Source organism: Arthrobacter sp. MW3 TE3886 (assembly GCF_041262145.1).
Lineage (GTDB): Bacteria > Actinomycetota > Actinomycetes > Actinomycetales > Micrococcaceae > Arthrobacter.
In genome coordinates, this window is record NZ_JBGCAN010000001.1 from 1,821,181 (window position 1) to 1,834,365 (window position 13,185).

At 62.4% G+C, this 13,185-nt stretch carries 4 protein-coding genes and 3 rRNA genes; all 7 read left to right on the forward strand.

Annotation, left to right across the window (positions count from 1 at the left end):
• Positions 1 to 30: 30 nt before the first annotated feature.
• Positions 31 to 2,259 (forward strand): AAA family ATPase, encoded by a 2,229-nt coding sequence (locus ABH915_RS08290; protein ID WP_370119820.1) that lies wholly within the window; start codon positions 31 to 33, stop codon positions 2,257 to 2,259.
• Positions 2,260 to 2,319: 60 nt separating this feature from the next.
• Positions 2,320 to 3,633: a tyrosine--tRNA ligase gene (gene tyrS / locus ABH915_RS08295; protein ID WP_370119823.1), complete on the forward strand. Its 1,314-nt coding sequence runs from the start codon at positions 2,320 to 2,322 to the stop codon at positions 3,631 to 3,633.
• 516 nt (positions 3,634 to 4,149) lie between these two features.
• Positions 4,150 to 5,676 (forward strand): 16S ribosomal RNA (locus ABH915_RS08300).
• 566 nt (positions 5,677 to 6,242) lie between these two features.
• A 23S ribosomal RNA gene (locus tag ABH915_RS08305) occupies positions 6,243 to 9,388 on the forward strand.
• Between the two features lie 228 nt (positions 9,389 to 9,616).
• Positions 9,617 to 9,733: ribosomal RNA gene (gene rrf / locus ABH915_RS08310) — 5S ribosomal RNA — on the forward strand.
• The 16S, 23S and 5S rRNA genes sit together here, the layout of an rRNA operon.
• 363 nt (positions 9,734 to 10,096) lie before the next feature.
• Complete coding sequence (locus ABH915_RS08315; RefSeq protein ID WP_370119826.1) at positions 10,097 to 12,190, forward strand: hypothetical protein; 2,094 nt, start codon at positions 10,097 to 10,099, stop codon at positions 12,188 to 12,190.
• A gap of 4 nt (positions 12,191 to 12,194) precedes the next feature.
• Positions 12,195 to 13,184, forward strand: a complete 990-nt coding sequence (locus ABH915_RS08320) for an HAD-IIA family hydrolase (protein ID WP_370119829.1) — start codon at positions 12,195 to 12,197, stop codon at positions 13,182 to 13,184.
• The last annotated feature ends 1 nt before the right edge of the window (position 13,185 follow it).

The following is a 13,185-nucleotide window of genomic DNA, read 5'->3' on the forward strand; positions in this document are numbered from 1 at the left end:
GGTCTGTCTTTTTCGATAGGGGAACGTTCGATGCACGACGCTGATTTGGCCCATGAACGCGACTATGTGGCCGGACTTTACGCCCGGCTCGATGAGTTGCGGGCGGAGAAGCGCACCCAGCTGGCCCAGGTGCGCCGGGCCGGTGCCGTGGGCACCATGCAGAACGTTTCCGAACGCGATGCCTTCGCCGCCCTCTACGAGGACCGCCTCGCCCAGCTCGACGCCGTCGATGACCGGCTCGTGTTCGGCCGCCTGGACCTGGATTCCGGGGAGGCCCAGTACATCGGCCGCATCGGCCTGACCACCGAGGACCTGCAGCGGCTCATGGTGGACTGGCGTGCGCCCGAGGCCGGGCATTTCTACCAGGCCACGGCGTTCGACCGGCAGGGCGTCCGCCGCCGCCGTCACCTGATCCTGCAGGGCCGCGAGGTCAAGGCAATCGAGGACGACGTCCTCGACGCCGACATGCTCGCCGACAACGCTTCGCTCCAGGGCGAGGGCGCACTGCTGGCGGCCCTGAACTCCAAGCGGACGGGCCGGATGTCAGACATCGTCGGCACCATCCAGTCCGAGCAGGACCGGATCATCCGTTCCTCCATCTCCGGCGCCCTCGTGGTCCAGGGTGGGCCGGGCACGGGCAAGACCGCCGTCGCCCTCCACCGCGCCGCGTACCTGCTCTACACGCACCGGGACAGGCTCAAGAGCGCCGGCGTCCTGCTGGTGGGACCGACGTCGTCCTTCATGAAGTACATCGAACGCGTGCTGCCCTCGCTCGGCGAGACCGGCGTCGTCATGGCGAGCCTGGGCCGGCTCATGCCCGGCATCACCGCCGTCGCCGAGCCGGACTCCGCCGTCGCCGCCATCAAGGGCCGGCTCGACATGGCCGAGGTGGTCGCCAACGCCGTGGCCAACCGGCAGCGCATTCCGGCCGGAAACCGGACCCTGGAGGTTGACGGCCGCAAGCTGGTCCTCACGCCCAGGCAGGTACGCCGCGCCAAGGAAAGGGCGCGCGCCACCGGCAAACCGCACAACGAGGCCCGTGTCTCCTTCGTCAAGATCCTGCTCCGCGAATTGACCGAGCAGATGACGGAGCTGGTGGAGGCAGGCAACATCGGCAACAACGCCGACCGCTCCTACCTGGCCGAGGACGTCCGCTCGGCCCGGGATGTCCGGATCGCCCTGAACCTGTGCTGGATGCCGATGACTCCGGAGAAGCTCGTGGGGGAGCTGCTCAGCAAGCCGGCCATCCTCGAGGCATGCACCCCGCATCTCAGCCCGGAGGAACGCGCGTTGCTGCTCCGCCCGGCCGATTCGCCCTGGACCGAGTCCGACGTGCCGCTGCTGGACGAGGCTGCCGAATTGCTCGGCGAGCTTGATGCCGCCGCCGGGCGCGGCCTGGCGCAGCAGGAACAGGACCGTGCCCGCGACCTGGCCAACGCCAAGCAGACCCTGGTCAACATGGAAACAGCCGGCGTGGACGTCCTTGTCACGGCCGAAGACCTGGTGGACCAGAACCAGGAGCGGGAGACGCGGCTGACCGCTGCCGAGCGTGCCACCACGGACCGTTCCTGGGCCTTCGGGCACATTGTGGTGGACGAGGCGCAGGAGCTCTCACCCATGCAGTGGCGGCTGCTGGTCCGCCGCTGCCCGCTGAAGTCCTTTACGATCGTGGGCGACATCGCCCAGACCAGTTCCGTTGCCGGCGCCAACTCGTGGCACAGCGCGCTGGGCCCCATGTTCGGCGACCGCTGGCAGCTCGAGGAGCTGACCGTCAACTACCGCACCCCGTCTCAGATCGCCGAGGCCGCCGCCCGCATGGCGACCGCGGCCGGACTGGTGGTTTCGGCGCCCAAGGCCGTGAGGGAAGGGCGCTGGTCCCCGGTCATCGACAAGGTCGGCCAGGGCCAGATCGTCAACAAGCTGGTTGAGGTGCTTCCGGAGGAACTGGAGGCCATCGAGGGCGGCCTGCTGGCGGTCATCGCCGACGGCGACCTTCTCCCCGAAGCCAGCGCGGCACTGCGGGCCGCATACGGCCACCGTGTCGGCACAGGCGCGGGGAGTTACGCGCAGGACATCGTGGTGATCAGTCCCCGCGAGGCAAAGGGACTGGAATTCGACGGCGTCGTGGTGCTGGAACCGACGGACATGCTCAACCACGAGCACGGCCGGGTGGGCGACCTGTACGTGGCCATGACCCGGCCCACCCAGCGCCTGCGGCTCATCGCCGCCGCCGGAGTCCCGGCAGGCATCGAGGAGTAGGTCCGGGCCGGCGGGCGTCACCTGCGCTGCGGCCCGGTTGATCCTGCTAACTTAGATTCCGTGTCCCAGCTAAATATTCTCGATGCCCAGCAGAACGATCCCAGCTTTGCCAATATCTGGCAGGAGCTGAAATGGCGCGGCCTTGTCCACGTCTCCACGGATGAGGCGGAGCTCGAAAAGCTCCTCGCCGGCGACCCCGTGACGTATTACTGCGGCTTCGATCCGACCGCGCCGAGCCTGCACCTGGGCAACCTTGTCCAGCTGCTGCTCATGCGCCGGATCCAACTGGCCGGCCACAAGCCGCTCGGACTGGTGGGTGGCTCCACGGGTTTGATCGGTGATCCGCGTCCGACGGCGGAACGCACCCTGAACACCAAGGACACAGTGTCCGAGTGGGTGGGCTACCTTCAGGCCCAGGTCCGCCGCTTCCTGAGCTTCGAGGGCGACAACGCAGCCCGGATGGTCAACAACCTGGATTGGACGGCGCCCCTGAGCGCCATCGACTTCCTGCGTGAGATCGGCAAGCACTACCGTGTCGGCACCATGCTCCGCAAGGACGCCGTTGCCTCCCGCCTCAGCTCCGATGAAGGCATCAGCTACACGGAGTTCAGCTACCAGATCCTGCAGGGCATGGACTACCTGCAGCTGTTCCGCGACTACGGCTGCATGCTGCAGACCGGCGGCTCGGATCAGTGGGGCAACCTCACCAGTGGCACCGAGCTCATCCGCAAGGTCGAGGGCAAGCACGTCCACGCCCTCGGAACGCCGCTCATCACCAACTCTGACGGCACCAAGTTCGGCAAGAGCGAGGGCAACGCGATCTGGCTGGATCCGGCCATGTGCAGCCCGTACGCCTTCTACCAGTTCTGGCTCAACACGGCGGACGCCGACGTCGCGGACCGCCTCAAGGTGTTCACCTTCCTGAGCCGCGCCGAGATTGAGGAGCTGGAGCTCGCCATCGCCGAACGGCCCTTCGCCCGCGAGGGCCAGCGGAAACTTGCCTACGAGGTGACCTCGCTCGTCCATGGCGTGGACGCCACGGAGAAGGTCATTGCGGCTTCCGCCGCGGTGTTTGGCAATGGCGATCTTTCCGTACTGGACGAAGCGACATTGAAGGCGGCGACCTCCGAGCTGCCCTCCGCCACTGTCGACGCCGGCGCCATGGGCATCATCGAGCTGCTGGTCGCCTCCGGTCTGTCTGAGAGCAAATCCGCCGCACGCCGCACCGTGGGGGAGGGCGGCGCCTACGTCAACAATGCGAAGGTATCCGATCCCGACGCCGTCATCGCGGCCAGCGAGTTGCTGCACGGGCGCTACCTGCTTCTGCGCCGGGGCAAGAAGAACCTGGCAACGGTGGAAGTCGCCGCGTCCTGACCAGTATCGGATACTGACCAGTACCGAAAACGCACCTGCACGCTCCTTCCCGGCCGATTTGCACGGCCGGGGAGGAGCGTGTATTGTTTTCTGAGTCGCCGCCGGTGAGCGGTGACAAACCCCCACAAAAGAGAAGCAATTCTTCATGCGCTAGGCGCACATAATGAAAATTGCTCCGATTCTGCTGGGCGGATTCGCTCCACGAAGTGAAATTCCGATGAAAATCGCGAATTTGCAAAGTGGAAATGAATGAAATAAGCTGTAAACATCGCAGCGAAGAAAAACGAAATAAAGAATTCATGAAAATGAATTGTTTCGGCAAGTATTCGAATGTGTCTGTTGTTTGAGAACTCAATAGTGTGCCAAGTTTGTTGATACCAATTTATTGTATTGAATTGGTTGAATTTGCCGGGCCCGCCACCCCGTGGTGTGGTCTGGTGTTATTTGGCTGGTTTCAAATTTTGTGCAGCGTGTGTGTCCCGTTTTCCCGGGGGCGCATGTTGTGTCTGTTTTACTTCAACGGAGAGTTTGATCCTGGCTCAGGATGAACGCTGGCGGCGTGCTTAACACATGCAAGTCGAACGATGATCCGGTGCTTGCACCGGGGATTAGTGGCGAACGGGTGAGTAACACGTGAGTAACCTGCCCTTAACTCTGGGATAAGCCTGGGAAACTGGGTCTAATACCGGATATGACTCCTCATCGCATGGTGGGGGGTGGAAAGCTTTATTGTGGTTTTGGATGGACTCGCGGCCTATCAGCTTGTTGGTGAGGTAATGGCTCACCAAGGCGACGACGGGTAGCCGGCCTGAGAGGGTGACCGGCCACACTGGGACTGAGACACGGCCCAGACTCCTACGGGAGGCAGCAGTGGGGAATATTGCACAATGGGCGCAAGCCTGATGCAGCGACGCCGCGTGAGGGATGACGGCCTTCGGGTTGTAAACCTCTTTCAGTAGGGAAGAAGCGAAAGTGACGGTACCTGCAGAAGAAGCGCCGGCTAACTACGTGCCAGCAGCCGCGGTAATACGTAGGGCGCAAGCGTTATCCGGAATTATTGGGCGTAAAGAGCTCGTAGGCGGTTTGTCGCGTCTGCCGTGAAAGTCCGGGGCTCAACTCCGGATCTGCGGTGGGTACGGGCAGACTAGAGTGATGTAGGGGAGACTGGAATTCCTGGTGTAGCGGTGAAATGCGCAGATATCAGGAGGAACACCGATGGCGAAGGCAGGTCTCTGGGCATTAACTGACGCTGAGGAGCGAAAGCATGGGGAGCGAACAGGATTAGATACCCTGGTAGTCCATGCCGTAAACGTTGGGCACTAGGTGTGGGGGACATTCCACGTTTTCCGCGCCGTAGCTAACGCATTAAGTGCCCCGCCTGGGGAGTACGGCCGCAAGGCTAAAACTCAAAGGAATTGACGGGGGCCCGCACAAGCGGCGGAGCATGCGGATTAATTCGATGCAACGCGAAGAACCTTACCAAGGCTTGACATGGGCCGGACCGGGCTGGAAACAGTCCTTCCCCTTTGGGGCCGGTTCACAGGTGGTGCATGGTTGTCGTCAGCTCGTGTCGTGAGATGTTGGGTTAAGTCCCGCAACGAGCGCAACCCTCGTTCCATGTTGCCAGCGCGTAATGGCGGGGACTCATGGGAGACTGCCGGGGTCAACTCGGAGGAAGGTGGGGACGACGTCAAATCATCATGCCCCTTATGTCTTGGGCTTCACGCATGCTACAATGGCCGGTACAAAGGGTTGCGATACTGTGAGGTGGAGCTAATCCCAAAAAGCCGGTCTCAGTTCGGATTGGGGTCTGCAACTCGACCCCATGAAGTCGGAGTCGCTAGTAATCGCAGATCAGCAACGCTGCGGTGAATACGTTCCCGGGCCTTGTACACACCGCCCGTCAAGTCACGAAAGTTGGTAACACCCGAAGCCGGTGGCCTAACCCCTTGTGGGAGGGAGCTGTCGAAGGTGGGACTGGCGATTGGGACTAAGTCGTAACAAGGTAGCCGTACCGGAAGGTGCGGCTGGATCACCTCCTTTCTAAGGAGCACCTACAACCACCTCGCCGGGCGTTATGTCCGTGTGGTGGGGTTGTCAGGAGTACGCCCGTTGCGCAGACGATTGTTCTGCGGCGGGTGCTCACGGGTGGAATATCAACAAATAGCGGCCGCCGGTTCTTCGCCGGCACCCAGTACGGACACCCGCCCTTTGCGGCGGTGGTCCTGGAACGGTGCGGGAGAGGGGATCAGCGGTTTAGTGTTTGGCACACTGTTGGGTCCTGAGACAACAGGACCATGGCCTGCGGGCCGCGTTCTCTTCCCTTCGGGGAGGGTGCGCGGGGTGCGGGGTGTGGGACTTGTGTTTCTGGTTTCCTGGCTGCACCGAGCATGCATGTTTCGGCCCCTTGGGGTTGTGTGTGTGGGGTGTGTGGTACGGGGTTGTTGTTTGAGAACTACATAGTGGACGCGAGCATCTTTTATAAGAAGCAATTTCCAAGAATATGAACCTGGATCTGTGCTGTTGCTGCGGTGGTGCCCTTTTGGGTGTTGCTGTGGTGATGGTGTGGTTTCTGTGGTTCTCTCGAAAATTACTCCTTGATCTTTTGTGGTCAAGTTTTTAAGAGCACACGGTGGATGCCTTGGCATTAGGAGCCGAAGAAGGACGTAGGAATCTGCGATAAGCCTGGGGGAGTCGATAACCGGACTGTGATCCCAGGGTGTCCGAATGGGGAAACCCCGCCAGGGGCGCGAGCTGCCTGGTGACCCGCATCTGAACACATAGGGTGCGTGGAGGGAACGCGGGGAAGTGAAACATCTCAGTACCCGCAGGAAGAGAAAACAATAGTGATTCCGTCAGTAGTGGCGAGCGAACGCGGATCAGGCTAAACCGTTCCATGTGTGATAGCCGGCGGGCGTTGCATGGTCGGGGTTGTGGGACTTCCCACTCCAGCTCTGCCGGGCTGGGAAGGTGAGAGTGCTGGCATAGGTGAACGGTCTTGAAAGGCCGGCCGTAGAGGGTGTGAGCCCCGTAACCGAAATGTTGTGCACCGCCTGGTGAAGTATCCCAAGTAGCACGGGGCCCGAGAAATCCCGTGCGAATCTGTCAGGACCACCTGATAAGCCTAAATACTCCCTAATGACCGATAGCGGACCAGTACCGTGAGGGAAAGGTGAAAAGTACCCCGGGAGGGGAGTGAAACAGTACCTGAAACCGTGTGCTTACAATCCGTCGGAGCCTCCGCAGCTTGCTGTGTAGGGGTGACGGCGTGCCTTTTGAAGAATGAGCCTGCGAGTTAGTGTTACGTCGCGAGGTTAACCCGTGTGGGGAAGCCGTAGCGAAAGCGAGTCTGAATAGGGCGTTGCAGTGGCGTGATCTAGACCCGAAGCGAAGTGATCTACCCATGGCCAGGTTGAAGCGACGGTAAGACGTCGTGGAGGACCGAACCCACTTCAGTTGAAAATGGAGGGGATGAGCTGTGGGTAGGGGTGAAAGGCCAATCAAACTTCGTGATAGCTGGTTCTCCCCGAAATGCATTTAGGTGCAGCGTTGCGTGTTTCTTACCGGAGGTAGAGCTACTGGATGGCTAATGGGCCCTACAAGGTTACTGACGTCAGCCAAACTCCGAATGCCGGTAAGTGAGAGCGCAGCAGTGAGACTGTGGGGGATAAGCTTCATAGTCGAGAGGGAAACAGCCCAGACCACCAACTAAGGCCCCTAAGCGTGTGCTAAGTGGGAAAGGATGTGGAGTTGCGAAGACAACCAGGAGGTTGGCTTAGAAGCAGCCATCCTTAAAAGAGTGCGTAATAGCTCACTGGTCAAGTGATTCCGCGCCGACAATGTAGCGGGGCTCAAGTACACCGCCGAAGTTGTGGATTTCAGACAATAGCCCAGCCGCTCCCTTGTGGGGTTGGTTCAGGCGTCTGGAGTGGTAGGGGAGCGTCGTGTGGGCAGTGAAGTCGCGGTGGAAACCAGCGGTGGAGCCTACACGAGTGAGAATGCAGGCATGAGTAGCGAAAGACGGGTGAGAAACCCGTCCGCCGGATGATCAAGGGTTCCAGGGTCAAGCTAATCTGCCCTGGGTAAGTCGGGACCTAAGGCGAGGCCGACAGGCGTAGTCGATGGACAACGGGTTGATATTCCCGTACCGGCGAAAAACCGCCCATGCTGAACAGGGGATACTAACCGCCCGAAACCTGCCTGACCGCCCTTGTGGTGGAAGGGTTTTGGTGGAGCGCGGGACCTGATCCTGGGAGGCAAGCGTATTAACAGGTGTGACGCAGGAAGGTAGCCGAGCCGGGCGATGGTTGTCCCGGTCTAAGGATGTAGGGCGAACGGTAGGCAAATCCGCCGTTCATGATGCCTGAGATCTGACGGGACCCCCGTATGGGGGGATTCGGTGATCCTATGCTGCCGAGAAAAGCATCGACGCGAGGTTTTAGCCGCCCGTACCCCAAACCGACACAGGTGATCAGGTAGAGAATACTAAGGCGATCGAGAGAATTATGGTTAAGGAACTCGGCAAAATGCCCCCGTAACTTCGGGAGAAGGGGGGCCCCAACCTTGAACACCACTTGCTGGTGGGAGGGGATCGGGGCCGCAGAGACCAGGGGGAAGCGACTGTTTACTAAAAACACAGGTCCGTGCGAAGTCGCAAGACGATGTATACGGACTGACTCCTGCCCGGTGCTGGAAGGTTAAGAGGACCGGTTAGCCGCAAGGCGAAGCTGAGAATTTAAGCCCCAGTAAACGGCGGTGGTAACTATAACCATCCTAAGGTAGCGAAATTCCTTGTCGGGTAAGTTCCGACCTGCACGAATGGAGTAACGACTTCCCCGCTGTCTCAACCATAAACTCGGCGAAATTGCAGTACGAGTAAAGATGCTCGTTACGCGCAGCAGGACGGAAAGACCCCGAGACCTTTACTATAGTTTGGTATTGGTGTTCGGAGTGGCTTGTGTAGGATAGGTGGGAGACGTTGAAGCCCGGACGCCAGTTCGGGTGGAGTCATCGTTGAAATACCACTCTGGTCACTTTGGACATCTAACTTCGGCCCGTAATCCGGGTCAGGGACAGTGCCTGATGGGTAGTTTAACTGGGGCGGTTGCCTCCTAAAAAGTAACGGAGGCGCCCAAAGGTTCCCTCAGCCTGGTTGGCAATCAGGTGTCGAGTGTAAGTGCACAAGGGAGCTTGACTGTGAGAGAGACATCTCGAGCAGGGACGAAAGTCGGGACTAGTGATCCGGCGGTACATTGTGGAATGGCCGTCGCTCAACGGATAAAAGGTACCTCGGGGATAACAGGCTGATCTTGCCCAAGAGTCCATATCGACGGCATGGTTTGGCACCTCGATGTCGGCTCGTCGCATCCTGGGGCTGGAGTAGGTCCCAAGGGTTGGGCTGTTCGCCCATTAAAGCGGTACGCGAGCTGGGTTTAGAACGTCGTGAGACAGTTCGGTCCCTATCCGCTGCGCGCGCAGGAAATTTGAGAAGGGCTGTCCTTAGTACGAGAGGACCGGGACGGACGAACCTCTGGTGTGTCAGTTGTACTGCCAAGTGCACCGCTGATTAGCTACGTTCGGATGGGATAACCGCTGAAAGCATCTAAGCGGGAAGCTCGCTTCGAGATGAGATTTCCATACACCTTGCGTGTGAGAGGCCCCCAGCCAGACCACTGGGTTGATAGGCCGGATGTGGAAGCGAGGACTAACGACTCGTGAAGCTGACCGGTACTAATAGGCCGATAACTTACACCACACACCACCCCGCAAACCCACCTTCAAAAGGGGTTTGCACCCAGGGGTGGTACAAAGAAACAAGACTGCTTGCGTCCACTATGTGGTTCCCAACCAACAAACCCGTTGCTTGAGGAACAAAACCACAACCAAATAACAACACCACACCTGCGGCCACACGCCGCAGCGAACATGTTGTAACCACAGTTTTCCCCACCCCCAACACACGGGTGCGTGGCGGAGCAAGGGTTACGGCGGTCATAGCGTGGGGGAAACGCCCGGTCCCATCCCGAACCCGGAAGCTAAGACCCACAGCGCCGATGGTACTGCACCCGGGAGGGTGTGGGAGAGTAGGTCACCGCCGGAACACCATTCAGGTCGAGGACCCCAACCACCAGGTTGGGGTCCTCCCGCATTTAACGGCCCTTTCCGGGCTTGGCCCGGATCTGAAGTGGGGAAGAGGCCACAACCGCCGTCGAACACCAACTGCCCGTCACCCAACTGCCCGCCGGCCGGAGGCCGCGGACACAAGTGCCGCAGGAGGTTGTGAGACTTCCCACCGCGGGCCCCGTTGGCGCGATGCCGTTAGCCGGTGGCGGGTTGCTCGCCTAGAATTGGGGGAGATGTACGGACTTCGAAGCGCTTGATTTCGGGTTGCGTAGGAAACGAAACACGGAACAGAGCGGCTGCGATTGCGCCAGTGGTCAGCTCGCAACAGGAGGATTCCAGCATGGCTGAGCACAATGATGGCAACCGCGGCGGCAAGGCCCACGGCAACTCTGGCGGACGCAGTTCCGGTGGAGCCCCTTTCCGCGGCACCAGCAACTCCGGCGGCGATCCCCGCGGATTCCGTTCCAGGGAAGACCGTGACCGTAAGCCGTACGGTGATCGTGCTCCGCGCGAAGGCGGGGATCAGCGCGGTTTCGGAAACAGCGAGCGTAAGCCCTACAGCGGTGGCGGTGAGCGTAAGCCCTATGGTGACCGTGCTCCCCGTGAGGGCGGTGGCCAGCGCAGCTTCGGTGGCGACAGCCGCCCGACCTATGGCGACCGTAAGCCCTACAGCGGCGGTGGCGACCGTAAGCCCTATGGTGACCGTGCCCCGCGTGAAGGCGGAGAGCAGCGCGGCTTCGGCGGCGGCGAGCGTAAGCCTTATGCCGCCGGTGAGCGCAAGCCGTATGGTGATCGTGCTCCGCGTGAGGGCGGTGGCCAGCGCAGCTTCGGTGGCGACAGCCGCCCGTCCTATGGTGACCGTAAGCCCTACAGCGGCGGTGGTGACCGTAAGCCCTATGGTGACCGTGCCCCGCGTGAAGGCGGTGGCCAGCGCAGCTTCGGCGGCGACAGCCGCCCGTCCTATGGTGACCGTAAGCCGTACAGCGGCGGCGGTGACCGGAAGCCCTATGGTGATCGTGCTCCGCGTGAGGGCGGTGGCCAGCGCAGCTTCGGTGGCGATAGCCGTCCGTCCTATGGTGACCGTAAGCCGTACAGCGGCGGCGGCGACCGGGATCGTAAGTCCTTCGGCGACCGTGCTCCCCGTGAAGGTGGCGGCCAGCGCAGCTTCGGTGGAGGCGGCGACCGTGACCGCAAGCCTTACGGCAGCGGCGAGAACCGCAAGCCCTTCGGCACCCGCGAGGATCGTCCCGCACGGGGCTTCGACCGTGGTGACTCAGGCCCGCGCCAGTATGGGCGCGACCGCCCCGAGGACCGTCCGGTTCGCGTGCCCAATGCCCGCGATCTCCGCAGCGCCAACCGCCCGGACCGGGAACGTTCACCCCAGATCGACGAGGACGTCACGGGCAAGGAACTTGACCGCGCTACCCAGCACCAGATCAAGACCCTCGAAGGCACCAGCGCCGAATGGGTGGCCCGCCACCTCGTCATGGCGGGTCGGCTCCTGGACGAGGAACCTGAGCTTGCCTTCCAGCATGCCCTGGCAGCCAGCCGCCGCGGCGGGCGCCTTGCGTCCGTCCGCGAAGCTGTCGGCCTGACCGCCTACGCAGCCGGCCACTACGGTGAAGCGCTCCGGGAATTCCGGACCTACCGCCGGATCAGCGGCTCCAACATGCACCTGCCGGTGATGGCCGACTGCGAACGGGGCCTTGGCCGCCCGGACCGTGCCCTGGACATGGCCCGGTCCGACGAAGCCAAGGATCTCGACGCCCCCGGCAAGGTGGAACTGGCCATCGTCGCAGCCGGGGCCCGCACCGACCTCGGGCAGCTCGACGCCGCGGTTTCCGAACTGGAAATCCCGCAGCTGGACATCAACCGCGCCTTTTCCTACAGCCCCCGGCTGTTCCGTGCCTACGCTGACGCACTCACGGCAGCCGGCCGCGCAGCCGAAGCCGCCAAATGGCAGCGCCAGGCCACTGTGGCAGAAAACGCGCTGGGCCTTGGGGCTGACGAGGAACCCGACATCATCGATCTCGGCTGGGACGAGGAAGAAGAAGCCCGCGAGGAGGAACGGCAGCGCCGCCTCCGGGCGCAGGAGCATGCCGACACGCACGCCGGAACCGAAGAGCGCGCCCCGCGTGCCGCCGCTGCCGCTGCCGCGGCAGAAGCCACCGGCGCCGCAGCCGGAGTGGCCCGCTTGAACGCGGGCGATCAGCCCGCCAGCGACGACAGTGCCGACGACGCCGAATCCGACTACTTCGAGTCCGACGACACCGAATCCGACCTGGACTCAGTGGAAGCCGACGTGCTCGACGAAGCTGACGACGAAACCGACGACGAAGCCGATGACGAAGCCACCTTGGAATCGAACGCTGACGCGGACCAGGAACTCCTGGACGACTCAGAGCCTGCCCGGCACGAACGTGTGGAGGACTAATCGCATGACGGGTACCGCCTTGATCTCCACCTTTGATGCCCTGCTCTCCGACCTCGACGGCGTTGTCTATGCCGGCCCCAACGCCATCCCCGGGGCCGTCGAGTCGCTGCGCCGGCTGGCAGGGGTCGGCGTCGGGCTGGGCTACGTCACCAACAACGCCTCCCGTTCTCCCGCGCAGGTGGCCCAACACCTGCGCGATCTCGGCGCCCCCGCCGAAGACCACCAGGTGGTGAGTTCCTCGCAGGCGGCAGCAGCGCTGCTGGCGTCGCTGCTGCCGGCCGGAGCACACGTGCTGATCACGGGCAGTGCCGCACTGGCCCAGGAAATTGAACTGGTTGGCCTGGTCCCTGTCCGCGGCGCGGAGGATGACCCCGTCGCCGTCGTGCAGGGCTTTAGCCCGGAACTTGGGTGGAAAGACCTCGCCGAGGCGTCGTACGTCGTCGCCGGCGGCGCCCTCTGGGTGGCCACCAACACGGACTGGTCCATTCCCCAGGCGCGCGGAATCGCCCCCGGCAACGGGACGCTCGTCGCGGCCGTGGCGGCCGCGACCGGCAAGACCCCGGTCGTGGCAGGCAAACCCGAAGCCCCGCTGTTCCACACGGCCGCCAAGCGGCTGGCGGCGGACCGGCCGCTGGTCGTCGGTGACCGCCTGGACACCGACATCCTGGGCGGCAACAACGCCGGTTTCGCCACCGTCGCTGTGCTGACCGGAGTGGACACAAGGGAATCGATCCTCGCCGCACGGTCTGTGGAACGCCCCGATTTCCTCATCCATGACCTGACCGGCCTGTACGCGCCATACCCTGCCGTAGAGCACGACGCCGGGCGGTTCCGCAGCGGCACGGCCTCGGCGATCGTGCGGGGGCAGTCCGTCCACGTCAGCGGCGACCCCGCCGACCTCGATTCGTGGCGTGCCGCCTGCTCGGCCTGGTGGGCCGCGAACCCCGACACGACCAGCGCACTGGCTCCGGTCCTCGAGTGGTCCGATCACTAGG

What these genes read in the sequence shown, in the direction of transcription:
- ABH915_RS08290 (WP_370119820.1), top strand. Translation starts at nt 31, where the DNA reads ATGCACGACGCTGATTTGGCCCATGAACGCGACTATGTGGCCGGACTT.
- ABH915_RS08315 (WP_370119826.1), top strand. Translation starts at nt 10,097, where the DNA reads ATGGCTGAGCACAATGATGGCAACCGCGGCGGCAAGGCCCACGGCAAC.
- ABH915_RS08320 (WP_370119829.1), top strand. Translation starts at nt 12,195, where the DNA reads ATGACGGGTACCGCCTTGATCTCCACCTTTGATGCCCTGCTCTCCGAC.